The sequence below is a fragment of the Streptomyces sp. PTL18 genome (assembly GCF_059510295.1).
The window spans coordinates 64,545-89,590 of sequence record NZ_JCAJZO010000022.1 but is presented as its reverse complement, the minus strand read 5'-3'; the positions used below and the strand labels follow the sequence as shown (position 1 = coordinate 89,590).

Sequence of the window (25,046 nt, the reverse complement as noted above, 5' to 3'; positions counted from 1 at the left end):
CGGGCTACTCCTTCGGCGTCTCGGTCTTGGCCGGGGCCTTCCGCTTCGGGGCGGTGTCCTCGACGTCGTAGCCGTGCCGCTCGGCGTAGGCGATCACGGCCGGGTCGTCCGTCTCGGCCTGGCCGTCGACGAAGTGCAGACCACCCACGCCCGGCCCGCTGAACCCCTCGACGGGGGTACGGATCACTGCCATGGGTCAGCCCACCTTCACGTTGCGGAACACGGTCGCGGCCTTGGTGGCCTTGAGCGCGACGGCGACGGGGCCGAGTTCGACCTCGCCCGTCTTGACGGCGCCCGGGGTGTCGAACTGGGGGAGCCACTGACGAACGACGGTGCCGCCCATGCAGGCGACGCCGTGGAATCCGTCGAGGCCGACCCGGTACGCGTACAGGTCGGTAAGGCCGGTCACGCCGGTCTGCGCCCCGACGTTGCGGGTCTCGATCGGGATGATCGGGTTGTTCGAGCCGGCCTTGTCGCCCGGGTCGGCGAACACGATGTCGCCGTACTGCTCGCGCATGATCGGGCGACCGCCCGGACCGAGCAGGCCGTCGACGGGGTTCCGGGTGTACATGCCGGCGCGGCGCGCGGCGGCGCGGACGCGGGCAAGTGCCCGCTTGTTGCCGAGGATGATCGTCGGCGATCCGTCGAGCAGAGACAGCCACTCGTCGATGGCGTCGAGGGCCTTGTGTTCGGCGCGGGCGTTGGTGTCGAAGTCGGTCCAGTCGGTGACCTCGCCGGCGCGGAACTCCGTCGCCGTCCCGGTCAGGGCCTTGTCGAGGCCGTCGAACGACTCCTCGTCGACGGACGTGTCGCCGTTGATCACGGTGTCCTGGAACTGGGTCCGGGTCGCCTTGATCTTCTGCTGCATGTTCAGCGTGACGACGCCGGACGCATTCGGGCCGATACGGGAGATCACGCGGTCGACCTGGAACGACCCACCCATCACGGTCAGGTCGACCGTGTAGCGCTGGGTCGTGACGTTCTGCGGGGTGTACTCGGTGTTGAGCGCACGGAACGCGGCGGTCGGCTGGGTGATGAGCCGGCGGTAGCCGTACGTGAGGGTGTCGCCCCCGTCGGCGGGGTTGACGACGTCGGCGAACGTGAGCGAGTCGAGGATCGCGGATTCCTTGCGGAACTCGTCGATCACGGCGACGTCGACGTCGTCCTGTGCGTTGTTCTTCGCCTCGGCGAGAGTGACGGGCATGGGGTGCTCCTGGGGTTAGGCGCCCAGACGGGCGGCGATGGCGTCGTGCAGCGAGCCGGGCTTGCGCTCCTGCGGGGCGGGGTTGCCGAAGTCGGCGCCGCCCCGGGCGGGACCGAAGTTGGCGGCGAGGTGCGGCTGTGCCGTCACGGCGGCCTTGATCGCGTTGGTCACGGCGGCCTGGTCGTTGGGGTCGACCGCGGCGAGCGCGGTCATGGCGGACTGGGAGTCGAGCAGGGCGGCGACGTTCGCCCCCGCGGTCGGCGCGGCCCGCAGTACGGCGGCCTGCACGGCGGCGGTCCGGGCCTGCTCCTGGGCCTGGGTGAGCTGCTGCTGTGCCCACTTGGGCAGACGGGACAGGTCGCCCTCGGCGCCCTGCTCGGGCGCGGTCGGCGCGGCCGGAGCGGGCGCCGGCTCCTTCGGGGCCTGTGCGTCCTTGATGAGCTTCTGGGCCCACTCCGGGAGCGCGGACAGGTCGCCCTCGGCCGGCTGCTGCGGCGTCGCGGCCGACGGCGCGGCCGGGGTGGCGGCCGGGGCCTGCGCGGGCGCCTGTGCGGGCGCCTGCGGCGCGGCCGGGGCCTGCGGGGTCTGGGGGGCGGCCGGGGTCTGCTGCGACGCCTGGGCGCCGGTGCCGCCCTGGTCGCCGGTGCCGGTGCCGGGGGTGGCGGGCGCGTCGGACATGGTGGGTCGTCTCCTGTGCGGTCGGGCCCGCCGGGCGGGCGGGGTGCGGACATGCGAAAGGGGGGCCCGCCGTAGTGGCGGACCCCCCTTCGGGGTGGTGTCGAGGTGGGGCTACTCGACGGCCTGGTCGTCGTCGGCGACCGGACGCGTCTCGGCGTAGCCACGGACCCACGCGGTAACCAGGGTCGAGGTACGCGGGTACGGGCACGCGGTCGGCGGGTCGCCTCGGCGGCCTGCCTCGCGGCCGGCCGTGACTGCCTTCACGATCTCCTCGCGCGTGCCCATGGGGTCACCTCTTGTTCTGGTGGTCGATCTCGTTGTGACGGGCGCCGGTGGCCCAACGCTGTTCCTTGCCGGTCACCTGCTCGATGAACTCGGCTTGCGTCAACCGGCCATGCGTCGCCCACCACTCTTTCAGCTCGTCGGACGCCCGCGCGTAGGCGATACGGGCGGGCCCGCTGAACAGGGTTGCCGGGTTGTGGCCGGCGGCCTGGGCCTTCTTGTTGAGCAGGTAGCCGTTACAGGCGTCCTCGGCGGCGAGGTACTGGCGATATACGTACTCGTCGTAGAGCCGGCGGGCCTCGGCGCGGGTGATCTTGTGCCGCTCGTCGTGGTCGTCGTCGTCCCTGAATAGGCGGGCGGCGGCCTGCTTCAGGTCGTCCCAGAATCCGGGGTCGGCGTCGTCGAGGGCCTGGTCGTCGGCGAGGGCGCCCCACGCGTCGGGTGCCGGCGTGGTGTCGCCCATGGCCTCGGCGAGGGCGTCGCGGTCGGCGAGCAGGTCGTCGACGGCGTTCCCCGTGGCGGCCGGGGCCGGTAGGTCGACGGCGTCGCGGCGGTCCATCTCGCCGGCGATCCGCAGTAGTTCGGCCTCGTTGGCGTACTGCATCGCCCACGCGAGGGCGTCGTCGGCGGTGTCGGACAGGTCGTCGAGCAGGCGGCCGGCGGGGAACATCGCGGCGAGCATGTCGCGGCGGTGCGCCTCGGCGGCGAGCTGGTCGACGTCGTCGAGGCCGTGCTCGATGGCGTGCCGGACGCGGGCGGCGAGTTCGTCGTCGGACAGGCCGACCAGATCCGGGCGGACGCCCGGGAGGCGGGCGGCGAGGTCGCGGCGGTCGAGTTCGGCGGCGATCCGTAGCGCGTCGGCGTCGTCGACGTGCCCGATCACGCGGCCTAGCTCGGAGTCGCTGAACTCGGTCAGGTCCGCGGCAAGGTTCCCGCGGGGCGCGGCGCGGTCGAGCAGGGCGTCGAGGTCGCGGCGGTCGGCCTCGGCCTCGATCCGGGCGCGGGCCCGGTCGTCGAGCAGGTTCGAGCGCATGGCGGCGGCGAGCTGGTCGTCGCCCATGGCGCGCACGCTGGCGTCGTCGCCCGACCAGACGCGGGCGGCCTCGACCTGCTCGGGCGTGGCCTCGGTCCGGCGCTCGGGGAGGTTCCCGGCGCCGTGCTGCTCGCGGGTGCGGTTGCGGCGTAGGTCGGGGTGGGCGGCGAGGTGGTCGCGCATCGTGCCTTGCCACTCGCGCACCTTGGCGCGGGCGGCGCGCTGCGCCTCGGGGGTGACGGCGGCGGCCTCGCGGCGCTTCCACTTCCGTATGCCGCGCTCGATCTCCCGTTGACGCTGGCCGGCCGCGTACCCGTCCGGGTCGCTGGTGGCCTGCTCGATCCGGGTAAGGCCGGGTGTGTAGGCGCTCACGGAGTGGCGGCAGTTGGGGTGTTGCAACCCTCGTGCGCGTGCTTCGTCGAGGCTGCCGGCGACGCGGACGTTCACCATGCGGTCGTCCTCGGTGGCGTGCTCGACCTCGACCGTGCGCGCCCCCTCGGGCCCGCCGATCGACAACACCTTGCCTTCCCATGGCGCGCACAAGGGGCACTCGCGCGGTGCGTCGCTGACGACGACCAGGTCGACGCCGTGCTCGGCGAGCGTGCGCATGTGGGCTTCGGTCGCGGCTCGCCCGGTCGCCGTCCTCACTGCCATCTCGGCGTAAGAGGTGAGCTGCCAACGGCGGCCGGCCTGGTCGACGAAAGACCGGATACCGGCATCGGCGAAACGACGCATCGCGTCTTGGGTGGCCTGCCGGCGGGTGCCGGTGCCGAGTAGGGGCGTGGCGGCCACGGACGACACGACGGCGCGATACGTGTCGACGGACGCCCGCAGGATCGACCGATGGGTCGCGGTGACGACGTCGACGGCTTCCTGTGCGAGGCGGTCGACGGCCTGTGCCTGCGGCAAGCGGTCGTCGACCAGGCGGCGGGCGTCGTCGGACAGGGCGCCGAGTTCGGCGACCGCGGCGCGGTGTCCGACGTTGTACGCCTCGGCGACCGCGTCGAACACGTCGAGCGACACGGCTTTGCCCAGTTCGTCGACGACGGCCTGTGCGCCTCGCGTGACCTGCTGGACGGCGGCGAGCTTGGCCTCGACCCACCCGGGCGCGTCGAGGCCGGCGGCGAGCTGGCGCGCGATGATGCCGAGCAACCGTTCTTCGGCGCCGGCGTACAGGTCTCGCGTCGTCGCGGCCAGATCCTCGACCATGCCCGGGTGGATCGGCACGCCTGGTCACCCCCCGTTCGTCATGCGGCGAGCGGGTAGGTATCCCCCGGGTCCGGCGCCGCGGTGCCGGTCTCCCGAAGGATGGCGGCGGCCTCGGCGGCGACGGCCTGGTCGTCCCAGTCCGGATGAAGGATCTTGACCCGGGTCTGTGTCGAAACGGCCTGCGCCCGGTTGAGTAGTTCGAGCGTCGTCGCGGTGTCCATGGGGGACTCGGCGACGCCGTCGGGGAACTCGACGCGCGGGCGCTCCGGGACTATGCCGCTTCGGAACTGCACGGCGTCGACGCCGAGCAGGGCGAACAGGACGTCGGCGAGTCCCTGTTTCCAGTGGCCGGCCTTCTTGCTCCGGGTGATCATCGACCGGTCGTCGTCGCTGTCGACCTCGGTCGCCGTCCTTGCCTGCCCTCCGTCCTGGTCGAGGCCGAACGACCGTGCCGCGTAGCCGGCGGACTGGGCGGCCTGCCTCATCAGGGCCTCGGCGGTGCGCTGGTGCTCGTCGACCCTGATCTCGAACTGAGACAGGGTGATCCCGCCGTTCTCGGTCGGCGGCATGTTGAGCTGTGCGTAGACCTCGGCGTCTTCGTCGAACGATGCTCCGCGGCCGGGCCCGTTGCTGCGTAGGTACCCGTCGGGGACGATCAGGCGGGCGCGGGCGAGGCGGATGTCGCGCATCCATGACGTCCACGTTTCGTCGAGGCTGTCGAGCTGGTCATAGATCGGGGCGGCGTAGTCGCTGCGCCCCATCGGTGACCCCCGGTGCAGCCGGTTGGGCGTCATGTTGGGGATGTAGCAGGCGGTGAGCTGCCGGATTCCGGTCGTCGTCGACTCGCCGTCGCTCTCGATGCTGGCGACCAGGCCGGCCGTGTCGGGGTGCTCGGCGAGCGGGACGCGTCGCCCGATGTTGTCGCCGCTGCCCTGGTACAGCGCGTGCGCGATGCGGCCGGGTTCGTGCCGCTCGACGTGCCGCCACACAAGCTGTGTGGTGCTGCCCGGGAGTTCCCGCCAGAAGTTGACGGCGGCGAGCATCCCGAATCGGAACTCGGGGATCGCGTTGTCGGGCTGTACGGCGGTGAGTAGGGGCCGGTCGACTAGGTCGCGGTCCCACACGGCCCGCAGGAAGATCCCGGACAGGGCGGCGCACTGCTCGGCGGCCGATAGCAGGGTCTTTTGAACGTGGCCGTCGGCGAGTACCTGGTCGAGGCGGGTCTGTGTCCGGGCGTCCTCGACGACGACCCGGGGCATGTCCGCGAACAGCATGTCGGCGGACGTCTGGGCGATATCGCCGGCGAACGGGACGTGCAAGCGGGTGTCGTGGCCGGGGCGGTGAGCGACGCTGCGGCGGCTCCACAGACGCCGGCGCGGGGTCTTCTGCTCGCGGCCGTAGATCCGGGCGAGGCGCTTACGGTCTCCGGAGTACCACGCGTCGTCGACGGCGATCCGGTCAAAGTACGGGGCCCACTCGGGGGGCGGCCACGCTGCGCCGTTCTCGGGCAGTGCCATTCGGGCTCACCTCCTGGTCGTGGTGTCGGGCGGGCGGGCGGTGAGCAGGTGGCGCCACTCGTGCGACGTCGAGTGGATGGCGTACCGGATCGCATCGCAACTGTGGTCGTCGACCTTCAACGGCGCGTCCTCGCCCCGCTCGGTCGCCTTGGGGTCCCATGAGTAGCCGGGGAGTTCGCCGAGCAGGCCGTCGCACGACCGGTGCACGTACAGCCGGCCGGCGGCGAGCAGGGCGGCCACGGAACGGATGCCGTCGCCGACGGTGTTGTCGGCGCGGGCCACGCCCGGGTGGCCGTCCTGCCAAAGCTGGGTTGAGAACGACTTTGCGCTCGGGTCGACGAACGTCCACTCGGGGGCGACGTCCTGCTCGTCGAGCCACTTCCGGACGGCGGCGCTGTACTGGGCGTCGGTCATGGCGCGGTGTGTGGCGCGGGAGTCGTAACGCCACTCGGCGCACGCGTACAGCCGGTCGTCGACGCCGAGGCCGAGCAGGACGGCCGAGAAAGCGTTCGTCGTGCCGTAGTCGATCCCGACCCAATGGCGGCGCATGGCGGGTAGTTCGTCGACGACGTGCCGGTCTTCGTCCCACTCGCTGTAGATGGCGCCCTCGGCGACGACCCACGCGCCGTCGATCATGCGCCGGCGCCATAGGCCGGTGTACTCCGCGGCGAGCGATGCGACGTAGTCGGCCGACAGGCTGGGGTTATCGGCGAGGCGGAAGTGCCACGCCCGCATGTCGAGTTCGGCGATCCGGTCGAGGTATCCAACCTTCAACCAGTGCCGCGGCGAGTCGGGGTTCGTCGTGGCGTACAGGCGGGCGCCCGGGACGCTCAACCTGGCGAGTAGCTGAGTCCAAAACGCCTCGGGGAGTAGCGTCGCCTCGTCGACGTAGGCGAGTTGGGCGGTAAGGCCACGTAGCCGGCCCTCGGCGCGCGCGTCGGCGGCGCCGATCAGGTGGACCGTACGGCCGAGGATCGTCGCGGTCGTCGCCCCGCGGGTGTGCACGACGTGCCGGGACAGGGCGCCGAATAGGGCGCGGTCCTGTAGGGGCTCCAACACGTTGCGCTCGATCGTCTGCAACGACCGACCGACCACGATGATCAGGCCGGACGGTCCGGCCGTGGCGACGGCGATCACGAACGCCAGTAGCGAGGCGATCGTCTTCCCGCTCCGGACGCTGCCGTGCCACAGGTTGATACGGGCGGTCGCCTGTCCGATGCTGCGGAGTTGCTTACGGGACAGGGGCAGACGGTCGAGGTCGAGCAACGCGGCTCACCCCCCGGCGTCGCCCCCGTCGTCGTCGTGGGCCTGGTCGTCGTTGGCGGCCTGCGTCAGGGCCTCGCCGAGGGCGCCCAACATGCTGCGCACCTGTCCGGCGTCCTCTCCGCCCTCGGCCGGGGCGAGGCGTAGCGAGGTGCCGACGGCGGTCTGTACCGACGCGATGATCGCCCGTTGGTCGCCGAACCGGGGTTGCGGTAGGTGGGTCTCGTGCCACTCGCCCTCGCGGCCGGCGAACTCGCCGTGCACGGTGGGGGCCCAGAGCTGCGCCCGTAGTCGTTCGGCGTCGTCCTGCAGAGCGAGGGCGAGGGACGCGCGGCGCGCGGCGAGGTCGGCGGTACGGACGCGGGTTGCGGCCTCGACCTGCTCGGCGCGGTCGAACGACAGGGGCGGGTCGAGGTTGGCGGCGATCTTTGAAACGGTCGAGGGCGACCGGTTGATCTTCCGGGCGATCTCGTTCCGGCTCTTGCCTGCGGCGTGCAGCTCGCGCACGCGCCGGCGGTCGGCGTCGGTGATGGGGCGGGCCATGGCTCACCCCCCGGGGCCGGTCAGGTGTTCAGCTCGACGCGGTGCCGTACGGCCTCGGCGGCGAGCTGCCACGCGTTCTGTACGGGGCGCGTCAGGTCGGCCCACGCGGGCAGATCCTCGCCCTTGACGTTCTTGTTCTCGACGGCCTGGGCGTACGCCTCGTAGGCGTCCTGGCCGAGGCGGGCGGTGTCGGGGCGGACCTTGAAGATCACGGGGCGAGCCTCCGGTCGTGGGCATGGAAAACGCCCCGCGGCGTGATCGCTGCGGGGCGTTCGTCGGTGGCGTTTCCGGGCACGCCGGAGACGGCCCCAACATTAGGTCACAGATCGATAACGGCGCAAGCGTGATCGGCTCGCGTGCGCGTGCGCCGGGGTGCGACCGGTCGGCGCGGCTGCTGACGGCCGAGCATGGCTGCGCCCCGCTCGTCGGCGGTGCGGCGGGCGGGGCGCGGTCGAGGCGCCGACGGTCGGCTACTGGTTGCCGACCGGTCGGCGGACGGCCCGCGGCGGCGTCGGCGGGAGCTGTCGGCGGGCGTCATCAGGGCTGGTGGGCCTGCTGCTGAGCGTCCACATGGGGCCTTGCTCGGTGACCCACGGGAGGGACGGCGGGCCGACGACGGGCGGCTTCTCGACGAACTTGAATGCGGCGAGCGTCGGCGCGGTGCCGACGGGCACGATCCGGTGGTGCCATCCGGTCCGGTACATCGTCGCCACGATGCCGACGGCCGTCCGCATGGCGGTCGTCAGGTCGTCGCCTGTCTGCATGAGAACGGCGAGGTCGCGGGCGAACTGTTCGTCGAGGCGGACGGACGGGCGGGTGCCCGGGACAGGGCGGGCGCGGCGCTGGGTACGCTGCTCGGTAGCCATCTTGGGTCGCTCCTTGGTGGTCAGGGCCCGCCCATACGGTTTGTGAGGAACCGGGCGGGCCCGCTGCTTGTGCGGGCTTACTGGGCGCCGTCGGCGCGGCGCTGCTTCTCCTCGCGGATGAACTGAGTGATCCGGCTCGCGGTGTAACCGGTCTTGCGGGCGATCTGGTCGGGGCTCATGCCCTTCTCGCGCGCGGCGAGGGCGATCCGGCCCATGGCGTCGGCGACCGCGACGGCGGCCGTGCGCAGTGAGCGAACGTCGTCGAGGTCGAGGTCTTCCGCGAGGTCGTCGAGGAACCGTTCGAGAACGGCGGGGTCTTCGTTCTCGCGGGCGTGCTCGTACTGCACGGCGAGGTCCAGAACGTCGGCGTACGGGTCGAGGTCGTAGGGGTTGGTATCGCCCTGGGCGGCACGGGCGGCGGCCCGCTCGCGCTCGTACTCGTTGATCAGGCCGAGCATTTGAGCGGCGAGGCGGTCACTGGCCGTGTCGGGCGTCGCTCCTCGGGCGGCGCCGCCCTGTTCGTCGTCGCGGGGTGGCTGCTCGTTGCTCATCTCGGGCTCTCCTGCCGGTTGGCTACGGGGCCCGCCCCCGGTCGAGGGCGGGCCGGTCGGGCTGGTGATCAGTCGGTCGACGGCCGGTGCGCGAAGACGCACTGACTCGACCTGAGCATCTTCTCGACGGTCCACCCGCGGCGTTCGAGTCGGTCGGCGAGGCAGTCGAGGGCGGGCCCGTGCGGCATCTGGTCGCGTCGGATGATCCGGCCGGCCTCCAGCCAGTAGACGGCGACGCGGTCGCCCTCGCGCGGGTTGATCAGGTACCCGCGCACGTGCTGTTCGTCCTCGGTCGGGTCGCTCACGTCGTGGTGGTTGGTCATGGTCGCGGCGGCGAGGCCGTCGAGGGCGGCCCGTGCGGCGATCACGTTCGGGTGGTCGGCGTCGTCCGGGGTGCTGCCCTGGGCAGTGCCGTTGTGCTGGACGACGACGCCCTCGATCACGCGACGCTCGGGGGCCTGCTCGGCGGTGCGGGCGGCGATCCGGGCGGCAACGGTGTGGGGGGCCGGTACGCCGTGGGCGGCGCACTCGGCGGCGATCTGGTCGTCGGTCGCGGCGCGGCCCGCGGCGCGGTCGGCGTCGGCCTTGGCCTTGATGCGGTCGAGGGCGGCGCGCTGCTGCTCACGGACGGGGCGGCAGTTGTCGGCGATCCACTCGGCGCCCCCCTCGACGACGACGCGGGTCGGCTCGCCGGTGCGCTCGACCGTGCCCTCGACGGTGCGCTCGCGGCCGTCGGCGCACACGACGCGGGAACCGGTGGTGAACAGGGCGCGGTGTTCGACCGTGCCGTCGACGACGAACAGGACATCGGCGGCCGGCTGCTCGCCGATCCACGCGCCCCGCCACGTTCCGTCGGTGGCTTCGGCCTCGGTGACCAGGGCGGCGCCGTACAGCGCTTCGGCGTCCTCGACGGTGGCGACGCCGGCCTCGACCTGCTCGGCGTGCTCGACGGCGTCGACGGCGCGCGCGGTGCGCTCGAATTGCTCGGCCTCGGCCTGGGTGATCTCCCAGTGACGCAACAGGGCCATGACGTCGGGGAGGTACAGGGCGGGGCGCATACCGAGGGCGGGGAACATCAGGTGCACCTCGCGTTCCCCGTGGCGGATGTGGGCGGCGACGGCGGCGCGGACGCGGGCGACGGCGTCGGCGGTGGTGTGTCCGCTGTAGGCGAGGGCGTGCAGGTCGTCGCGGGTGAGGGTCGCCTCGGGGCTGCCCTCGGTGACGCGGACGCGGAGGGCGCCGGCCTTGGGCATCTCGCGGACGACCTGACGGACAGCGGCGACCGCGAGCGGGTAGGCGTTCGCCCCTCGGGAGTCGGCGAGCTGCTGGCGACGCTCGGCGCGCTCCTCGGCGGCCTGGGCGGCGTCGCTGCTCGACGGGCGCCGAATCCACGTCCACGGGTCAACCAGCGTGCCGGGGACCGTCGCCGACTCGTCGGCCGGGGGCGCGGCCTGCTCGGCGTCGGCCTGCTCGACGGTTTCGGCGAGGTCGACCGCGGCGGCGGCGAGGGGCGAGGCGGCGGCGAGGGCGAGGGCGTATGCGCGCTCCTCGGCGGCGCGGATGCACGGGGCGCACAGGTCCGGGTGACGCTCGTCGAGGCCGTCGGTGTACTCGGTGACCTCGCGCCCGCACAGGGTGTCGTCGTTGTTCGAGTAGTGGACGCGGCGGCCCTTGCCGACCAGGGCGTAACGGACGCCGGCGCGCTGGGCGAGGGTGGGGGCGTTCACGTCGCGGTCGGCGGCGGTCTGCTCGGCGGCGACGCGGTCGCGCTTCTCGGCCTTGGCGCACATCTGGCACACGCCAGTCACGTACTTCTCTTCGGTGGGCGTGGCCTCGACGGTGCGCCCGCAGTAGCTCGACGACGTGCCGGGGCGGCGGTAGTGGCCGGCGCCGCGGCTGCGGGGGTTGGCGGGACGGTACAGGTCCATGGGGTCGCTCCCTTGGGTTGCTGTTGGTGCGCCGGGTGAGGGCCGGCGTTCCTGCCGGGGTGAGGGCCCGTCAGGAGTTCCCACAGTAGTCATTGCAGCAATGATTACAGCAACGGTTACAGCAAGCGTTACGGAACCGTGACGCCGTGCGGTCCGGACGGGAACGACGACACCCCCGGGCGCCCATCCCGGGGGTGTGGGGCCTGCTGCGCCTACGCGGCCGGCACAGTGCGCCGTGCGTCGAGGGCGGTCCACAGATCGACCAGGGCGGGCCCACGCCACGCCCGCCGGCCGCGCTCGACGTCGACAGGGGCCGGGCACGACGGACCGGTCGAGCAGGTCGCCACGGCAGCGCGCGGGTCGCCTCCCCCGTTGTGCACGGTGATGCGGCCGGCCTTACAGAACGGGCACGCGTCGTCGAGCGTGATCGTCCGGGCGGCACGGCCGAGGGCGGCCTCGACGCGGCGGCGCGCGGTGCGGGCGACGTCGGCGATCTGGTCGACCAGGGTCGCCGGCGTCATGGTGAACAGGGCGCGGTCGGCGAGGTCGTCGTCGAGGGCTCGCCCCTCCAGCCATACGGCGGCCCAATGCAGGCCGTACGCGCGTGAGCCTGCCGAGGCGACGCTCGCGGGACCCGCGTCGCGGTGGGTGGGCACGTGCCAGAGACGCGGGTCGCTCGCGTCGCCGGCGGGGCGCTGCACGCGCTCGGTCACGGCGTCGCACATGTCGAACACCTCGCGCTCGACGGCGAGGGCGGCGTCGAGGGCCCGCAGGTTGGCCGGTGCCGGGTGCTCGCGGATGGTGAGCGGCAGACGGCCGACGGCGGCCTCGGCGAGGGCCTGGTCGTCGTCGCGGTCGTCGGCGGCGAGCTGGTCGAGGAATCCGCGGCGCTCGTACGGCATCCACTCGGCGACGCGCGGCGGTTCGGCTATGGCGGCGAGCAGGTCGCCCCACTGCTCGCGGACGGCGGCGAGGTCGTCGGCGGCACGCTGGCCGGGGGTGATCGTCATGGGCGGTAGCTCCTGGTGCTCAGTGCGGGGCGGCGGGTGGATCAGGCGCGGGGCGCGGTCTCGGCTGCGCACGTGGCGCACGGGAACGGACAACGGCCGGCGAGGGCCTGCTGTCCGGCCTGCACGAGTGGCAACTCGGCTGCCATGGCGGCACGGTCGGCGCGGCGGTCGCGGCGGGCGGCGAACCATGCGGTCCGGTACCGGTCGGCCTTGTGGTCGGTGGCGAGGGCGTGCCGCTGCCATCCGTCGCCGCGGCGGCGCTCGCGAGCGAGGGCTATGTCGTGGTCGCGCTGCTGCTCGGCGAGGCGGGCCTCGGTCGAGTCGGCGCGGTCGAGGATGCGGGCGTGCACTCGGGCGGCGGCCGGCGACAGGCCGTCGTATTCGGCGACCGCGGCGAGGGCATCGCCGAGGGACTGGGCGTTACGGACGCGGGCGAGGACGGCGAGCACCTGGTCGACGCGCTCGCACGCCCCGCGGTGCCGACGGCGCACCTCGGCGAGGGTGGCCTCGACGGGGGCGAGCTGCTGCTCGGCCTGCTTGGCGCGCTCCTCGGCCTCGACGATCGCGGCGTCGGCGGCCTCGCGGTGCTTGGCGAGGGCGCGGGTTGTGCCGACCATGGCGCGGCGGTTCTCTTCTGCGAGGCGCTGCAACTCGCGCACGTGCTCGGCAAGTAGGGCGGCCTCGGCCGAGGACAGGGCGCCCCGTTGCAGGCGGGCGAGCAGGACGTCGACGACGCGGTCGCGTTCGGTGCGATCACGGTCGCGCCCTTCCGGGGGGCGGTGGTAGGGGCGGCGGGTCATGGGTGCTGCTGCTCCTGGGCGTCGTCGAGGGTGGGGTGTCCGGGCGGGGCGGGGCGCGGCTGCTGGGCGAGGGCCCACAGGTCGCCCCCGTGGGCCCGGACGTCGGGCGGCTGCTGCTTGCGCCGGCACTTGGGCCCGTATCCGTCGGGCGAGGGTGCGCGGAGTGGACGGCGGCACGCCCGACACGTCCGGGCGCGGGTCACTGCTCGGCCTGGTCGGCTGCTGCGCCCTCGGCGAGGGCCTGCTCGTCGGCGAGGCCGTCGGCGTACGCGGTGACGATCTTCCGGGCGCCCTCGTAGCCGGTGAGCAGGCCGCGAGTCGAGCGGGTGAGTCCCCATCGGGTCCGGGTGGCTCGGTGGTGAGCCTCGACAAGGGCGGCTATCTGGCGGGCGTGCGCCTCGAACAGAACGCGGGCGGCGGCGAGGGCCTGCTCGGGGGTGCGCGTGGCGGTGGTGTCGAGCAGGACGTCGCGGAGCGTGGCGAGGGCCGGGTCGCGCTCGTCGGTGTTGAACGCGAGGGCGTCGCGCACGTCGCCGGCGGTGAGCGCGTCGGGCTCCTCGGCGGCGTGGTGTCCGTCGACGTCGGGGGCCATGGCGGCGGCGACGTGGTCGAGCAGGGCGTCGAGGCCGGCGGGGCGCTGCGCCTTGGCCATGCCGCGGGCGAACGCGGGGCCGGCCTGGTCGGCGGCAGCGAGCAGGGCGGCGGCGGGGCCGTCGTGCACGGGGCACGGGCGGCCGGTTGCGAGGGCGGTGTCGCAACGGCCGGCCGGGCTGTCGAGGCCGTCGGCGATCTGGCGCAGTACGGACGCGGCGACGGGGCGCGGAAGGTTGCAAGACACCTCGGCGGGGCCGTCGTTGGGGACCGTGACGATCAAGCGGTGCGTGTCGAGCGAGGCAACGGCGACGGCGTCGGGAATGCGGGTCATGGGTCGTGGCTCCGGTCTCGTGAGGCGGTTGTCGGTGTTCGCGGCGGCACGGAAGTGCATGGATGAATGCGGGTGTCTGCGTGTTGGCGGTGAACCACTGCGCGGCGCTCGCGCGCCCGCGCGTGAGCGGGCCCGCGACCGGTCGCGGCGAGGTCTTAGAACGGGGGCTCGGCGCTGTATCCCTGGGCGGCGTTGTGCCTGGCCCATGGGTCGCCCTGGGCGGCGCCGTATCCCTGCTGTGCGCCCTGCTGGCCGTATCCCTGGGCGCGCTGCTGCTGGCCGTTCTGCTGGCCGTTCTTGACGACCTGGGCGGTCGCTCGGAGCAGGGACGGGGCGACGTCGTCGGCCTGTACCTCATACGACGACTTGCGCTCGCCGTCCTTCTCGTACTGGCGCTGTCCGAGACGGCCGACGACGATCACGCGGTCGCCGCGCTTGATGGACTCGGCGACGTTCTCGGCCTGCTGGCGCCACACGCTGACGGACAGAAACAGGGTGTCGCCGTCCTTCCACTCGTTCGTGGTGCGGTCGAACGTGCGGGGCGTCGAGGCGATACGGAAGTTCGCCACGGCGGCGCCGGACGGGGTGAATCGCAACTCGGGGTCGGCAACGACGTTGCCAACGACGGTGATTGGGGTCTCTCCAGCCATTACGCGGCGGTCCTCTCCGGGGTGGTGTGGGTGGGGATGGTGGCGACGGGGGCGAGCTGGGGCTCGCGGGTGCGGCGGGCGCGGTCGCGGGCGCACGCGCGGCACTTGCGCATTCCGTTGGGGTGCGACGGGGGGTAGCTCACGCGGACGTTGGCCGGGTCGGTGAGGTCGTGGCCGGCCTTGCACTTGGTGCGGCGGGCGTTGACGGCCGATGGGCCGGTCGAGCGCAGAACGTTGGTGCGGTGGTCGACGGGGTCGAGGTGGTCGTCGGCGACACATCGGCGGACGGTGCACAGGTGGTCGAGTTCGAGGCCGGCCGGTATGGGCCCGCGGGCCTGTTCGTACGACCAGCGGTGCGCGGGGACGACTCGGCCGTCGACCCAAAAGCGGCCGTATCCGTCGCGGTCGAGGCTGCCCTCGGGCCACAACAGGCATGGAGTAACGGGGGTGTTGGGGCCAGCGGGAACGGGTCCGGGGGTCGTCTTGGCGGCGAAACGCTCGGCGGCTGTGGGCCGGCTCATGGACGTACCTCCGCGGGATGTGTTCAGGCGCCGACTGTCTTTTCGTGGATGGATTGAACCATCCATGGATGGAAGATACAGCACAGGGGCGGGCCTTGGCCGATCAGTTCCGCCCCTTGCGCTGGGGCTAAGCGGCCTGCTGCTCGACTCGGTCGAGCGGGGCCAAGGTCCAGCCCTGGGCGTGCAGATCGGCCACGATGCGGACGACGGCGGCCTCGGGGTCGTCGTGCTCGCGCTGGGCGTCCTCGACGGCGGCGAGGACGACGGCGAGGGCGGCGCCCGGGATCATCGCTGCGCCCCGGTGATGTGCCGGGCGCGCTGCCGGTTCTCGGGCCGGACGATCGCCGGCGGGCTCATCAGGGCGCGGGCGTCGCGGGTGGCCTCGTCGGCGAGGCGCCGACGGCGGGCGTCGACCTCGGCGCGTTCGCGCTCGGCCTGCTTGTCGGCGAGGCGGGCGGCCTCGGCGCGGGCGTCCATCCATGCGAGCCACGACCGGTGACGGTCGCCGGCGTCGGGCCGGTAGGCGTCGGGGGTCGGCGGGTGGCCGGCGGCGGCGAGCTGCTGCTCGGCGTCGCGCTCGGCGAGCAGGTCGGCGCCGTTCTGCTCGTCGACGGTGCGCCACCGGTCCCACCCGGCGTGTTCCTGGAAGATCACGTATGCGCCCTTGTCGAGCAGGTCGCGGAACGCCTTACGGGCCCGCTTGCGGTCCGATGTCCGGATCACGACCGGGTCGTCGGGGCGGTGGTTCCAACTGGCCTCGACACGCCACTGAGTGACGTTTTTCGTCCGGTCGCGCGGGACGGCCTTGCGGCGGTGGGTGCGGGCCTGCTTCGGGGTCGGGCTCATGCTGCGGTCTCCTGCTCCTGGCGGCGGGCGTGGTGGGCCTGGGCGTCCTCGACGCGGCACGGGTGCGGGTCCTTGCGGGCGCGGTACCCGACGGCGTCGGTCTTGGGGTTGATGCGCCGGCCGCGGCACGGCTTGCCCTCGGGCGCCTGGCACCACGTGCACGGGACGTCGAGGGCGTCGGGGAGGTTGGAGGCGGCCAGACGCTCGCGGGCGGCACGGTGCGGGCGGTGAGCGGCGAGAGCCTGGGCGACGGTGCGCGGCATGTACTCGCCGAGGGCGGCGAGGCGGCGCTCGACCTGGGCGGCGGCCGGGCCGGCGGTGAGGGCGCGGTGCGTGGTCGGGGCCTGTTGGCCGGCGGCGACGGCCTGGCGCTCGGCGCGGAGTGCCGCAACGTAGGCGTTGCCGGTCTCGTCGTCGGGGTTGATCTCCGGGTGCGCGGTGGGTTCGAACGTGCCTACGTGCCGGCTCATCACGTCGGCCTTGTGGGTGTGCCACGGGCGGGACACGTCCGACGGCTGGATGCGGTACGGGCTGCGTGCGATGTGGTCGCGGGCGGTGCGGGCGGCGTCCCACCCGTGCGCCTGGGCGGGGACGTCGGAAAGCAGGTCGCACCACTGGGCGAGGCGGTCGGCGGCGGCGGCCTGGTCGTCGAGGGCGAGCCGGGGGTCGAGCTTGACGGGGGGTCACTGCTGGGCCTCCATGGCGGCGAGGGCTTGGGCGAGGTAGTCGACGGACTGGGCGACGCGGCCGGTCCCGGCTGCGCCCGGGAACGGAACGACGTTCGAGCCGTGAGCGGCTGGGGCCGAGGCGGGGACGGTGCCGGGCGCGGGGGCGGGCGGTAGGGACTGCCACGCCCGCAGGAAGTACCGGGCGTGCGACACGCCTCGGCGGTTGCGGGCGGCGGCCTGCACGGCGGCGGTGGCGAGCATGTCGAGGCCGGAACGCTTCACCAGGGCGTCGACGATGAACCACTCGGCCGGGGCGAGGTTCCACGCGACCAGGACGCCGGCGGCGGTGATTTGGTCGACCAGGGGGCGAGCGAACTCCGGTATCACTGCGACCGCGTCGCGCCCGCGCTCCCTCACTCCTTCACTCACTCCCTCTATGGGTGAGTGAAGGGGGCCGAGATTCGGCCCGGTAGGGGGCTCAGATTCGGCCCCGTACGGGAATCCGAGGGTGTCGGCGAGGGGACCGGACTCCGGCCCGGTAAGGGGGCCGAGATTCGGCCCGGTAGGGGGGAGGGGGCCGGATTTCGGCCCGGGGGCCGTTTCCGTTATGGGGCCGGATTCCGGCCCGGTAGCGCGGTTGCGGACGTACCCGACGGCCCCGGGGATCTTGTAGCGGGTCGCGCGGCTTCCCTGGGCCGGCTCGTCCTCGACCAATTCGCCACTGGCGAGGGCGGCGTCGACGGCGGCCCGCGCGGTCGAGCGGGACGCGGCGAGCCGGCGCATGAACTCGGCCGTCCCCATGCGCGCGGTGGCCTCGGGGCCGGTGACGGCGTCGGCGACGGCGAGCAGGACTAGGCGCGCGTTCCCGCGCGCTTTCGCGCGGTTCCACACCCAATCCATGGCGTCGAGGGTCACGGGGTGTCGCTCCTGTCGTGCTGAGGGGCCGGGGCGAGGGGGGCCTCGCCCCGGGCGCCTCACGTGGTGGGCTTGAAGTAGGGGCGGGTGCGGGCGGGTTGGTGTTCGTCGCACCGGTAGCCGCACGAGTAGAAGCGGATGGGGCGGGCGCCGCATCGGGGGTTGCCGTGGTCGCACGCGGGCGGCGGCTTGTCCTCGCGGGCGGTGGCCGTCACTGCTCGCCCTCTGCGGCGGTCGGGGCCTCCGCGGCGGTCGGGGCTGTTGGCGCGGCCGGGGCGAGGGCGGGCAGGAACTCGACCAGGGCGCCCGCACGCCACGCGGCGGCGACCAGGTCGCGCCCGCTGGTCGGCTGCGCCTTGCTTCCGCGGGTGTAGGTGAGCCGGTGCGAGGCGGCCCGCGACGGCTTCAACTCGACGCCGGGCACGTCGTGCACGACTCCGGACGTTGCGTCGACGTACTGGGCGGTTCCGGCCGCGGTCGCCTCGGCAAGCACCTTGCCGGCGAAACCGGGGCGCACGCTGGTGAGAACCTGGGCGGGCACGAACTCGACGACGTGCTCGGTCGGGTAGTTGTCCCGGACCCACGCGCGAAACGCCTCGGCGTCGACGACCTGGGCCTCGCGCTCGCCCCCCGACCGGGACGACGAACCAACCTTCGTCCCGTTGGGCAACAGGGCGTCAACCTGCGTCGTGCCGCCGGCCTTGTGCGACTTGTCGAGCAGGTCGTCGGCGGCCTTCTTGGCGTCCTTGTACGCGTCCTTGACGTGGTCGAGCAGGGCGCCGAGGACGGCCTGTCGGGTCACGGCGTCGCGGACGACCATCGGGTCGGGCGCGGTCGGCTTGCCCTCGGTCTGGGGCTCGGTCTGCTCGGTCACCGGGTGCCCCCGTTCTCGATCATGGCGCGGAACGCGTCGAGCTGGGCGGCCGGGGCCTGGGCGATCGGCAAGCCGTGGGCGCGCTCGAACGCGGCGTCGAGGTCGGCGAGGTGTGCCCGCGACGCGGCGAGCCTGAGCGCGTTCTCGGCCTCCGCGGCGGCGGCCTCCGGGCTCTTGGTCGGGCTCGGCGGTGGCGTGGGCTGCTCGCCCTGCGGGGCGGCCTGCTGGGGCTGCTGCGGCGCCTGCTGTCCCTGCTGGGCGGCCTGGCGCTTCTCGGCGTCGATCCGGTCGAGGCGGGCCAGGAAGTCGGCGGGGGCGCCGGACTTCTCGGCGCGGGCACGCACTTGGGCGAACTCCTCGGGCGAGGTGGCGGCCTGCGCCGAGGCGAGCAACTGCCGCGCCTGCTGCGACAGGCCGTCGCCCTGCTGCGGGCTCTGGTTCTCCCACGGGCCCGGTTCGGCGCGGTTGCTGCGGCGCGGCTGCTGTCCGCCCTGCTGGCGCTGCTGTCGGCGCTGCTGCTGTCGCTGCTGGCGTTGGGCCTGCTCGGCGCGGTGCTCCTCCGGGGGTTCGGGGTGGTGCCGGTCGCCGTCGTCGATACTGCGGCCGTCCACGGGCAGCATGAACAGGGTGAACAACAGGTACTTGAGCGCTGCCGACTGGGCTTTGTTCGTGGCCTTGTCGGCGTAGTCGAACGCCTCGCCAGGTACCTCGGCGACCAGGCAGTCGCCGGCGGGCCCGTACACGCGGTAGCGCATCGTGATCAGGGTCCGGGTCATCTTCCCGTCGCGCTGCTGCTGGTGGTCGGCGATCGTCGGCAGGATGAACACGCCGTGCGCCCGGAGCGGGCCCGCCATGGCGCTCATGACGTCGTCGATCCCGCGGAACGCGTAGTTCTGCTGTTCGTTGCGGCGGTCCTTCCCGACGGGCATCGCGTCGCGCATCACGGCGTTGATGGCGGTGAACACACGCGGCTGGTCGGTCGGGGCGCCCTCGGGCGCGGGCACGTACACCACGTCGGGCGTGCGGGCGTGCGCGGTAGCCATGGACGGGGCCGGGGCGGCGGGCAGGGGCAGGGCGGTGACTGTCACGGGCGGAACGTTCCTTCCGGGGCGGTGCGGTGGCGTATGTGGGCGGCGAGCCGGGTGATACGGCTGGCGAGGGTGATCGCGTCGTCGGGGGCGAGCAGGTCGTCGAGGTCGGCGGCGACCGGGGCCTCGGCGACCAGGGCCTCGCGGCTCCCGTCGGCGGCGGCGGCCCGCATGGCGCGCTCGTGCTCGGGCACGTCGTGCCCATAGATCGCGCGGTCGAGGGCGGCGACGTGCTCGCCGTGGTGGGCGAGCAGGGCGCCGAGGGTGTCGGGGTCCTCGGCGTACGCGAGGGCGAGGTCGTCGAGCACGGTCTCGGCGCGGGCGGCGATCGGCAGGCGGACGGCGCGGCCGTCGGCGCTGAGCTGGGGGCGGATCACTGGTGCAGCTCCTCGGGCATGGTCGGCTCGTCGACGGCGAGGTCGCCCGTGATCGCGTCGTAGACCTGCGGGCGGGTCCAGTCGGCGGCGGGGAACATGCGGCGGAGCAGGCCGCGGGCGGCGCGGTGCGCGTCGCGGTCGGCCTTGACCGGTCCGCCGAGGGCGTCGTCGAGGGCGACCCACGTTGCGAGGCGTTCGTCGCCGTCGCGGTTGGTGCGCACGGGGACGGTCCGCACACGGGTGGCGCCGGGGGCGATCTGGTCGAGCTGGCGGGCGATCACGCCTGTGCGGGCGCGGTGCTTGCTCTCGGCCTCGGTGTCGGTGTCGGTAGGCTGGGGGGTGTTCACGATCGGAACCTCGGTTTCGGTTGGCGAGGGCCGTCCGGGTCGCTTCCGGGCGGCCCTCGGTGTTTTCAGGCGGCGGTGCGGCGCTCGACGGCGGGCGCCTGGTGGCGCTGCTGGCGTTCGAGGCGGCGGCAGATGAGTTCGACGTCGGGGGCGAGGCGGCCGGCGGCGCGGTCGCGGTCGCGGCGGCGCCGGGCGGCGTCGAGAACGCGGCGGGCCTCGGCGAACGCCTGCTCGCGGGAGATCACACGGCCGGTCATGCGGCGGCCGGCTTGACAAGCTGACCAGTGGAAACGCCGTAGTGCTCCTCAACTGCCGCGGCAACCGCGGCACTTGGGGCGGTGTGTCCGTTCCACAGACGCCATGCGGTGTTACGTGCAACCTTCAACCGTCGTGCCGTGTCTGACGGAGTGCTGTCGCCTGCCTTGCGGGCGGCGGCGACCAGGGCGGCGCGGTCGTACATACAGACATCGTCCTTCCGCGGATGGTTCGTTCCATCTATGGATGGAACATAGCACGGTGGACGGACGTTCGAAACGGCATATGCAAGCGGAGCGCAGGCTTTCGAAAGCGCGTTGACATACGGCATATGCCCAACAACAATCGGTCACCTGTTCGAGCGTGTTGGCGCAGCTCAGGGGGGTGAACCGTGCCATACGTGTATGTTCTGGACGGCTTCACGCGATCACGTGGCCATGACACTCAGGCCGCGATATGTTCCATCCATGGAACGAAGGAACCAACCAGGGAACGACCGGGCTACGCCCGAAGAGTTCGCCGCATGGTTGAAAGATCGTCTCGAACGCCGCGGATATGACCTGCGACCTAGGGGCGGCGGGCAAACCCGCTTCGCCAAAGAGTCAGGCATCGCACAGGCGTCAGTCAGCCGCATGCTGCGCGGTCAGGGTGTCCCAGAAACGCGCGTCGCCGAGGCCATCGGTCGAACCCTCGACGTGCCCCTCGCCGAGGTACTGGTCGCCGCCGGCATCCTCACCCGCGACGTACTGCACGCCATCCGCCAACCGGGCCCGCGCACCGACCCACTCACACCCGAGGCAGCAGCCGAGGAACTGGGGATCACCGACCCCCAGAAAGTCGAGCTGTTCGTCTCCATGACCGAGACCCTGCGAAAGCAGCGAGCCGCGAACGGCGAGGGAAACGTCGCCGAGAACTAACCGCACGGAGGCACAGCAGTGACGCACCGGTACATGCCCATTTTCGCAATTTCCTTGCTCCTGGTGGGGCTGTCCTCCGGCGTCATTGGACTGCTCGGCGACAGCGACGACCTGTTCGGGGCCGGGCTGTTCCTCGTCCTGTCTGCGGTACCCCTGCTCATCATCCGCACTGTGCACAACTCCCAGCGCGTCACGGCCGACCAACTCGCCGAGGCCGACCGCGCCGGGTACGTCCGCGCCCTCGACCACGTCGCGCGCGGCCTGCTCGACGCCCCCGCACCGCGCCGCGGTGGCCACCGGACCGACCCCGTCGAGCAGGTCGCGGGCAACGTGATCAAACTGCGCCCGCGTCATTCCGACCAAGTCGAACGGAAGGCACAGTGACCCAACTCGACATACCCGCGACGTTCCGCGGTTCGCCGGATGATGAGGACGGCGAGCCGTGGCTCGCGTACATCCGCGTCAGCACGTGGAAAGAGGAGAAGATCAGTCCCGAGCTGCAACGGGACGCCATCACCCAGTGGGCCAAGCGCACTGGGCGCCGGATCGTCGCATGGATCGAAGACCTCGACGTGTCCGGCCGCCACTTCAAACGCAAGATCATGCAGTGCATCGAGCGCGTAGAAGCCGGCGAGGTGCGCGGCGTCGCCGTCTGGCGGTACTCACGGTTCGGCCGTGACCGCACAGGCAACGCGATCAACCTCGCCCGACTCCAGCAGGCCGGCGGCGAACTGGAATCGGCGACCGAGCCGGTCGACGCCTCGACCGCGATCGGCCGTTTCCAGCGCGGCATGATCTTGGAGTTCGCAGCGTTCGAGAGCGACCGCGCCGGGGAGCAGTGGAAGGAGACGCACGACCACCGGCGCTACAAGCTGCACTTGCCCGCGAGCGGGCGCCGGCGCTTCGGCTACATCTGGCACCGCCGCTACGACCCCGCCACGGGGAAGGTACAGAAAGAGCGGTACGAACCCGACCCCGTGATCGGGCCGTTCGTCGCCGACCTGTACCGCGACTACGTCGCTGGTACCGGCTTCAGCGCACTGTGCGGGAGGCTCAACCGCGCCGGGCACCGCACCACTCAGGGACGCGTCTGGCAGACCGAGACCCTGACTCGCTACATGGACAGCGGATTTGCCGCGGGGTTGCTGATCGTGCACGACCCCGAATGCCGGTGCCGGAAGACCGACGGCCATTGCCGGAACCGCGTCTACATCCAGGGGGCCCAAGAGGAACTGATCGACTTTGACCTGTGGCAGCGCTACCGGCAGCGCAGGAAGGAAGTTGCCGCGACCGTACCGCGCTCCCGTGAGGGCATCTACGAACTGACCAGCCTGGTCAAATGCTCCGCATGCCGCAAGGGAACCAGCCTGAACACGGCACGCCGCGAGGGGCGCAACGTACCGGGGTTTGCCTACCGGTGCAGCCTGCGAGCGAAGTCCGGCGCGACCGCATGCGAGGGCATCCTCATTGAACGACTCGACGTAGAGAAGGAGGTGTTTCGGTGGCTCCAAGACGAGGCAGCCGACGGAATCGACGCTGCCCCACCGGCCGAGGATGAGGGACCCGAGCGGGACCTCGCCGTCGAGCAGGCCGCCAATATGGCGGCACGCGCCCGCGCACAGGCCGAGGTCGACAGGCAGCGCCAGGCGCTCGCCCGGCTCCGCGCCGACCATGCGGCGAATCCGGACGACTACGGGCCGGGCGAGTACGACGAGGCCGCCGACCTGATTCGCAAGAAGCGGGCCGAGGCACAGGCGTTGCTCGACAGCATCCCGGAGGCGGAGCCGCTACCAGACCGGAGCGAGTTCGTTCCCCTGGTGGTTGGGACCGTCGAGGAGTGGCCGACCCTCGACACCCGCGGGCGAAACATGATCCTTCGGAAGCTCATACGCCGAGTGGCGATCACCCGGAACGGGCCGGGGACCGAAAACCACAAGATCGAGATTCACCCCCTGTGGAAGCCGGACCCATGGCCAGAGCCGGAACCCACGACCAGGAAAGAAGCTACCGAGAGGTAGTGACATACCGCCTGGTATGTGCGCAGAATCTGTGCACGCCGTCGCAAAGTGGCGACGCCCACCGGGAGGACTGCCGTGCAAGGTCTCATGCAAGACGTTCCCCTCTTGATCAGCCGGATTTTGGAACACGGCCGTACTGTTCACGGCCGGTCGACTGTGACGACGTGGACCGGTGAGGCCGAACCCCAGCGCCGCACGTTCGCCGAGATCGGCGCCCGCGCCGCACAGCTTGCCAACGCCCTACGCGATGACCTCGGAGTGACCGAGGGAAGTGTTTTGGGGACGTTGATGTGGAACAACGCCGAGCATGTCGAGGCCTACTTCGCGATCCCCTCCATGGGCGCGGTCCTGCACACACTGAACCTCCGCCTGCCCGCCGAGCAGCTCGTGTGGATCGCCCATCACGCCGCCGACCGCGTGATCATCGTCAACGGCTCACTGCTCCCGCTGCTCGCGCCCCTGCTCCCGAAGCTCCCGACGGTCGAGCACGTCGTCGTGTCGGGCCCCGGTGACCGTTCCCTCCTCGACGGCGCCCGCGCCCGGGTGCACGAGTACGAGGAGCTGATCGCCGGCAAGCCCACGACGTTCGACTGGCCCGAGATCGACGAACGCCAGGCCGCCGCCATGTGCTACACCTCCGGCACCACCGGCGACCCCAAGGGCGTCGTCTACTCCCACCGCTCGATCTACCTGCACTCCATGCAGGTCAACATGGCCCAGTCGATGGGCCTGACCGACCAGGACACCTCACTCGTCGTGGTCCCGCAGTTCCACGTCAATGCCTGGGGCCTGCCGCACGCCACCTTCATGACCGGCGTCAACATGCTGATGCCGGACCGCTTCCTGCAGCCCGCTCCCCTCGCCGAGATGATCGAGAAGGAGCAGCCGACGCACGCCGCCGCCGTCCCCACCATCTGGCAGGGCCTCCTCGCCGAGCTCGGCTCCCGGCCCCGCGACGTCTCCTCCCTCACCCAGGTCACCATCGGCGGCTCCGCCTGCCCGCCCTCCCTCATGGAGGCGTTCGACAAGCTCGGTATGCGGGTCTGTCACGCCTGGGGCATGACCGAGACGTCTCCGCTGGGCACGGTGGCCCGGCCGCCCGCCCACGCCGTCGGCACGGACGAGGAGTTCACCTACCGTCTCACCCAGGGGCGCTTCCCCGCCGGGGTCGAGGCCCGACTCACCGGGCCCGGCGGCGAGCGGCTCCCCTGGGACGGCGAGTCCGCGGGCGAACTGGAGGTGCGCGGCCCGTGGATCGCGGGCGCCTACTACAACGGTCCGTCCGCCGAACCGCTGCGCCCCGCCGACAAGTTCAGCGAGGACGGCTGGCTCAAGACCGGTGACGTCGGCACCATCAGCCCCGAGGGCTTCCTCACCCTCACCGACCGCGCCAAGGACGTCATCAAGTCCGGCGGCGAGTGGATCTCGTCGGTGGACCTGGAGAACGCCCTGATGGCCCACCCGGACGTCGTCGAGGCCGCCGTCGTCGCCGTCCCGGACGAGAAGTGGGGCGAACGGCCGCTGGCCACCGTGGTGTTGAAGGGGGGTGCCACGGCCGACTTCGCCGCCCTCCGCTCGTTCCTGGCCGATGAGCGCGGGATCGCCAGGTGGCAGCTGCCCGAGCGCTGGACGATCGTCGAAGCGGTACCCAAGACGAGCGTCGGCAAGTTCGACAAGAAGGTCCTGCGGCGGCAGTACGCGGAGAACGCGCTGGACGTCACACGGCTCTGACATCGACACGTACGTGGTCGGGGTGCTGTT

General features: G+C 72.3%; 32 protein-coding genes. 4 read left to right on the top strand and 28 right to left on the bottom strand.

The window, feature by feature from the left end; translation table 11 throughout:
• Positions 1-4: 4 nt before the first annotated feature.
• From AC5WS8_RS30770 to AC5WS8_RS30635, 28 genes are all read right to left on the bottom strand, one after another.
• Positions 5-193 carry a hypothetical protein gene (locus AC5WS8_RS30770; RefSeq protein WP_387688502.1) on the bottom strand — a complete coding sequence of 63 codons (189 nt, stop codon included), beginning with the start codon at positions 191-193 and terminating at the stop codon, positions 5-7.
• A 3-nt stretch (positions 194-196) separates the two neighbouring features.
• A complete protein-coding gene (locus AC5WS8_RS30765; RefSeq protein WP_496106769.1) occupies positions 197-1,204 on the bottom strand; it encodes a major capsid protein in 1,008 nt (335 codons plus the stop codon).
• Between the two features lie 15 nt (positions 1,205-1,219).
• Positions 1,220-1,882 (bottom strand): hypothetical protein, encoded by a 663-nt coding sequence (locus AC5WS8_RS30760; protein ID WP_496106768.1) that lies wholly within the window; start codon positions 1,880-1,882, stop codon positions 1,220-1,222.
• 111 nt (positions 1,883-1,993) lie between these two features.
• Positions 1,994-2,167 carry an Rmf/CrpP fold protein gene (locus AC5WS8_RS30755; protein ID WP_496106767.1) on the bottom strand — a complete coding sequence of 58 codons (174 nt, stop codon included), beginning with the start codon at positions 2,165-2,167 and terminating at the stop codon, positions 1,994-1,996.
• A gap of 4 nt (positions 2,168-2,171) precedes the next feature.
• Positions 2,172-4,406 (bottom strand): phage minor capsid protein, encoded by a 2,235-nt coding sequence (locus tag AC5WS8_RS30750; RefSeq protein WP_496106807.1) that lies wholly within the window; start codon positions 4,404-4,406, stop codon positions 2,172-2,174.
• A 38-nt stretch (positions 4,407-4,444) separates the two neighbouring features.
• Positions 4,445-5,923 (bottom strand): phage capsid protein, encoded by a 1,479-nt coding sequence (locus AC5WS8_RS30745; protein WP_496106766.1) that lies wholly within the window; start codon positions 5,921-5,923, stop codon positions 4,445-4,447.
• A gap of 6 nt (positions 5,924-5,929) precedes the next feature.
• The gene (locus tag AC5WS8_RS30740) at positions 5,930-7,189 is read right to left on the bottom strand and encodes a PBSX family phage terminase large subunit (RefSeq protein WP_496106765.1); all 1,260 of its coding nucleotides are present in this window, start codon (positions 7,187-7,189) and stop codon (positions 5,930-5,932) included.
• A 6-nt stretch (positions 7,190-7,195) separates the two neighbouring features.
• Positions 7,196-7,729 carry a helix-turn-helix domain-containing protein gene (locus tag AC5WS8_RS30735; RefSeq protein ID WP_496106764.1) on the bottom strand — a complete coding sequence of 178 codons (534 nt, stop codon included), beginning with the start codon at positions 7,727-7,729 and terminating at the stop codon, positions 7,196-7,198.
• Positions 7,730-7,749: 20 nt separating this feature from the next.
• Entirely contained in the window at positions 7,750-7,941 is a 192-nt protein-coding gene (locus AC5WS8_RS30730) for a hypothetical protein (protein WP_496106763.1), read from the bottom strand.
• A gap of 258 nt (positions 7,942-8,199) precedes the next feature.
• Positions 8,200-8,595: a hypothetical protein gene (locus AC5WS8_RS30725; protein ID WP_496106762.1), complete on the bottom strand. Its 396-nt coding sequence runs from the start codon at positions 8,593-8,595 to the stop codon at positions 8,200-8,202.
• A gap of 77 nt (positions 8,596-8,672) precedes the next feature.
• A complete protein-coding gene (locus AC5WS8_RS30720) occupies positions 8,673-9,146 on the bottom strand; it encodes a hypothetical protein (protein ID WP_496106761.1) in 474 nt (157 codons plus the stop codon).
• A 68-nt stretch (positions 9,147-9,214) separates the two neighbouring features.
• Positions 9,215-11,074 carry a hypothetical protein gene (locus tag AC5WS8_RS30715; RefSeq protein WP_496106760.1) on the bottom strand — a complete coding sequence of 620 codons (1,860 nt, stop codon included), beginning with the start codon at positions 11,072-11,074 and terminating at the stop codon, positions 9,215-9,217.
• A gap of 212 nt (positions 11,075-11,286) precedes the next feature.
• The gene (locus AC5WS8_RS30710) at positions 11,287-12,084 is read right to left on the bottom strand and encodes a hypothetical protein (RefSeq protein ID WP_496106759.1); all 798 of its coding nucleotides are present in this window, start codon (positions 12,082-12,084) and stop codon (positions 11,287-11,289) included.
• A 41-nt stretch (positions 12,085-12,125) separates the two neighbouring features.
• Positions 12,126-12,884, bottom strand: coding sequence for a hypothetical protein (locus tag AC5WS8_RS30705; RefSeq protein WP_496106758.1), 759 nt, complete (start codon positions 12,882-12,884; stop codon positions 12,126-12,128).
• A 199-nt stretch (positions 12,885-13,083) separates the two neighbouring features.
• Entirely contained in the window at positions 13,084-13,809 is a 726-nt protein-coding gene (locus tag AC5WS8_RS30700) for a hypothetical protein (RefSeq protein ID WP_496106757.1), read from the bottom strand.
• Positions 13,810-13,964: 155 nt separating this feature from the next.
• Positions 13,965-14,459, bottom strand: coding sequence for a single-stranded DNA-binding protein (locus AC5WS8_RS30695; RefSeq protein WP_496106756.1), 495 nt, complete (start codon positions 14,457-14,459; stop codon positions 13,965-13,967).
• Positions 14,459-14,980: an HNH endonuclease signature motif containing protein gene (locus AC5WS8_RS30690; protein WP_496106755.1), complete on the bottom strand. Its 522-nt coding sequence runs from the start codon at positions 14,978-14,980 to the stop codon at positions 14,459-14,461. Before AC5WS8_RS30690 ends, AC5WS8_RS30695 begins: the two co-directional genes overlap by 1 nt.
• 127 nt (positions 14,981-15,107) lie before the next feature.
• Positions 15,108-15,269 (bottom strand): hypothetical protein, encoded by a 162-nt coding sequence (locus tag AC5WS8_RS30685; protein WP_496106754.1) that lies wholly within the window; start codon positions 15,267-15,269, stop codon positions 15,108-15,110.
• Positions 15,266-15,826 (bottom strand): hypothetical protein, encoded by a 561-nt coding sequence (locus AC5WS8_RS30680; RefSeq protein ID WP_496106753.1) that lies wholly within the window; start codon positions 15,824-15,826, stop codon positions 15,266-15,268. The genes AC5WS8_RS30685 and AC5WS8_RS30680 overlap by 4 nt, the downstream gene beginning before the upstream one ends.
• Positions 15,823-16,296, bottom strand: a complete 474-nt coding sequence (locus AC5WS8_RS30675; protein WP_496106752.1) for a zinc finger domain-containing protein — start codon at positions 16,294-16,296, stop codon at positions 15,823-15,825. Before AC5WS8_RS30675 ends, AC5WS8_RS30680 begins: the two co-directional genes overlap by 4 nt.
• 213 nt (positions 16,297-16,509) lie before the next feature.
• Positions 16,510-17,409 carry a hypothetical protein gene (locus AC5WS8_RS30670; RefSeq protein WP_496106751.1) on the bottom strand — a complete coding sequence of 300 codons (900 nt, stop codon included), beginning with the start codon at positions 17,407-17,409 and terminating at the stop codon, positions 16,510-16,512.
• Positions 17,410-17,468: 59 nt separating this feature from the next.
• Positions 17,469-17,624, bottom strand: coding sequence for a hypothetical protein (locus AC5WS8_RS30665; protein ID WP_496106750.1), 156 nt, complete (start codon positions 17,622-17,624; stop codon positions 17,469-17,471).
• A complete protein-coding gene (locus tag AC5WS8_RS30660; RefSeq protein ID WP_496106749.1) occupies positions 17,621-18,283 on the bottom strand; it encodes a hypothetical protein in 663 nt (220 codons plus the stop codon). The genes AC5WS8_RS30665 and AC5WS8_RS30660 overlap by 4 nt, the downstream gene beginning before the upstream one ends.
• The gene (locus AC5WS8_RS30655) at positions 18,280-19,371 is read right to left on the bottom strand and encodes an ERF family protein (RefSeq protein ID WP_496106748.1); all 1,092 of its coding nucleotides are present in this window, start codon (positions 19,369-19,371) and stop codon (positions 18,280-18,282) included. Before AC5WS8_RS30655 ends, AC5WS8_RS30660 begins: the two co-directional genes overlap by 4 nt.
• Positions 19,368-19,748, bottom strand: a complete 381-nt coding sequence (locus tag AC5WS8_RS30650) for a hypothetical protein (protein WP_496106747.1) — start codon at positions 19,746-19,748, stop codon at positions 19,368-19,370. Before AC5WS8_RS30650 ends, AC5WS8_RS30655 begins: the two co-directional genes overlap by 4 nt.
• On the bottom strand, positions 19,745-20,095 hold the full coding sequence (locus tag AC5WS8_RS30645) for a hypothetical protein (RefSeq protein WP_496106746.1): 351 nt from the start codon (positions 20,093-20,095) through the stop codon (positions 19,745-19,747). Before AC5WS8_RS30645 ends, AC5WS8_RS30650 begins: the two co-directional genes overlap by 4 nt.
• 65 nt (positions 20,096-20,160) lie before the next feature.
• A complete protein-coding gene (locus AC5WS8_RS30640) occupies positions 20,161-20,352 on the bottom strand; it encodes a hypothetical protein (protein WP_496106745.1) in 192 nt (63 codons plus the stop codon).
• On the bottom strand, positions 20,349-20,555 hold the full coding sequence (locus AC5WS8_RS30635) for an XRE family transcriptional regulator (protein ID WP_496106744.1): 207 nt from the start codon (positions 20,553-20,555) through the stop codon (positions 20,349-20,351). Before AC5WS8_RS30635 ends, AC5WS8_RS30640 begins: the two co-directional genes overlap by 4 nt.
• Before the next feature lie 199 nt (positions 20,556-20,754).
• Between AC5WS8_RS30635 and AC5WS8_RS30630 the strand changes: the two genes are divergently transcribed.
• The 4 genes from AC5WS8_RS30630 to AC5WS8_RS30615 all read left to right on the top strand — a co-directional run bounded on the left by AC5WS8_RS30630 (position 20,755) and on the right by AC5WS8_RS30615 (position 25,016).
• On the top strand, positions 20,755-21,267 hold the full coding sequence (locus AC5WS8_RS30630) for a helix-turn-helix domain-containing protein (RefSeq protein ID WP_496106743.1): 513 nt from the start codon (positions 20,755-20,757) through the stop codon (positions 21,265-21,267).
• Positions 21,268-21,300: 33 nt separating this feature from the next.
• A complete protein-coding gene (locus AC5WS8_RS30625; protein WP_496106742.1) occupies positions 21,301-21,651 on the top strand; it encodes a hypothetical protein in 351 nt (116 codons plus the stop codon).
• Positions 21,648-23,285: a recombinase family protein gene (locus tag AC5WS8_RS30620; RefSeq protein WP_496106741.1), complete on the top strand. Its 1,638-nt coding sequence runs from the start codon at positions 21,648-21,650 to the stop codon at positions 23,283-23,285. Before AC5WS8_RS30625 ends, AC5WS8_RS30620 begins: the two co-directional genes overlap by 4 nt.
• 75 nt (positions 23,286-23,360) lie before the next feature.
• Entirely contained in the window at positions 23,361-25,016 is a 1,656-nt protein-coding gene (locus AC5WS8_RS30615; protein WP_496106740.1) for a long-chain fatty acid--CoA ligase, read from the top strand.
• Positions 25,017-25,046: the final 30 nt, after the last annotated feature.

What these genes read in the sequence shown, in the direction of transcription:
- AC5WS8_RS30770 (WP_387688502.1), bottom strand. Translation starts at nt 193, where the DNA reads ATGGCAGTGATCCGTACCCCCGTCGAGGGGTTCAGCGGGCCGGGCGTG.
- AC5WS8_RS30680 (WP_496106753.1), bottom strand. Translation starts at nt 15,826, where the DNA reads ATGAGCCCGACCCCGAAGCAGGCCCGCACCCACCGCCGCAAGGCCGTC.
- AC5WS8_RS30725 (WP_496106762.1), bottom strand. Translation starts at nt 8,595, where the DNA reads ATGGCTACCGAGCAGCGTACCCAGCGCCGCGCCCGCCCTGTCCCGGGC.
- AC5WS8_RS30715 (WP_496106760.1), bottom strand. Translation starts at nt 11,074, where the DNA reads ATGGACCTGTACCGTCCCGCCAACCCCCGCAGCCGCGGCGCCGGCCAC.
- AC5WS8_RS30625 (WP_496106742.1), top strand. Translation starts at nt 21,301, where the DNA reads ATGCCCATTTTCGCAATTTCCTTGCTCCTGGTGGGGCTGTCCTCCGGC.
- AC5WS8_RS30710 (WP_496106759.1), bottom strand. Translation starts at nt 12,084, where the DNA reads ATGACGATCACCCCCGGCCAGCGTGCCGCCGACGACCTCGCCGCCGTC.
- AC5WS8_RS30705 (WP_496106758.1), bottom strand. Translation starts at nt 12,884, where the DNA reads ATGACCCGCCGCCCCTACCACCGCCCCCCGGAAGGGCGCGACCGTGAT.
- AC5WS8_RS30630 (WP_496106743.1), top strand. Translation starts at nt 20,755, where the DNA reads ATGTTCTGGACGGCTTCACGCGATCACGTGGCCATGACACTCAGGCCG.
- AC5WS8_RS30635 (WP_496106744.1), bottom strand. Translation starts at nt 20,555, where the DNA reads ATGTACGACCGCGCCGCCCTGGTCGCCGCCGCCCGCAAGGCAGGCGAC.
- AC5WS8_RS30700 (WP_496106757.1), bottom strand. Translation starts at nt 13,809, where the DNA reads ATGACCCGCATTCCCGACGCCGTCGCCGTTGCCTCGCTCGACACGCAC.
- AC5WS8_RS30675 (WP_496106752.1), bottom strand. Translation starts at nt 16,296, where the DNA reads ATGAGCCGGCACGTAGGCACGTTCGAACCCACCGCGCACCCGGAGATC.
- AC5WS8_RS30685 (WP_496106754.1), bottom strand. Translation starts at nt 15,269, where the DNA reads ATGATCCCGGGCGCCGCCCTCGCCGTCGTCCTCGCCGCCGTCGAGGAC.
- AC5WS8_RS30695 (WP_496106756.1), bottom strand. Translation starts at nt 14,459, where the DNA reads ATGGCTGGAGAGACCCCAATCACCGTCGTTGGCAACGTCGTTGCCGAC.
- AC5WS8_RS30760 (WP_496106768.1), bottom strand. Translation starts at nt 1,882, where the DNA reads ATGTCCGACGCGCCCGCCACCCCCGGCACCGGCACCGGCGACCAGGGC.
- AC5WS8_RS30640 (WP_496106745.1), bottom strand. Translation starts at nt 20,352, where the DNA reads ATGACCGGCCGTGTGATCTCCCGCGAGCAGGCGTTCGCCGAGGCCCGC.
- AC5WS8_RS30735 (WP_496106764.1), bottom strand. Translation starts at nt 7,729, where the DNA reads ATGGCCCGCCCCATCACCGACGCCGACCGCCGGCGCGTGCGCGAGCTG.
- AC5WS8_RS30765 (WP_496106769.1), bottom strand. Translation starts at nt 1,204, where the DNA reads ATGCCCGTCACTCTCGCCGAGGCGAAGAACAACGCACAGGACGACGTC.
- AC5WS8_RS30720 (WP_496106761.1), bottom strand. Translation starts at nt 9,146, where the DNA reads ATGAGCAACGAGCAGCCACCCCGCGACGACGAACAGGGCGGCGCCGCC.
- AC5WS8_RS30755 (WP_496106767.1), bottom strand. Translation starts at nt 2,167, where the DNA reads ATGGGCACGCGCGAGGAGATCGTGAAGGCAGTCACGGCCGGCCGCGAG.
- AC5WS8_RS30750 (WP_496106807.1), bottom strand. Translation starts at nt 4,406, where the DNA reads ATGGTCGAGGATCTGGCCGCGACGACGCGAGACCTGTACGCCGGCGCC.
- AC5WS8_RS30745 (WP_496106766.1), bottom strand. Translation starts at nt 5,923, where the DNA reads ATGGCACTGCCCGAGAACGGCGCAGCGTGGCCGCCCCCCGAGTGGGCC.
- AC5WS8_RS30690 (WP_496106755.1), bottom strand. Translation starts at nt 14,980, where the DNA reads ATGAGCCGGCCCACAGCCGCCGAGCGTTTCGCCGCCAAGACGACCCCC.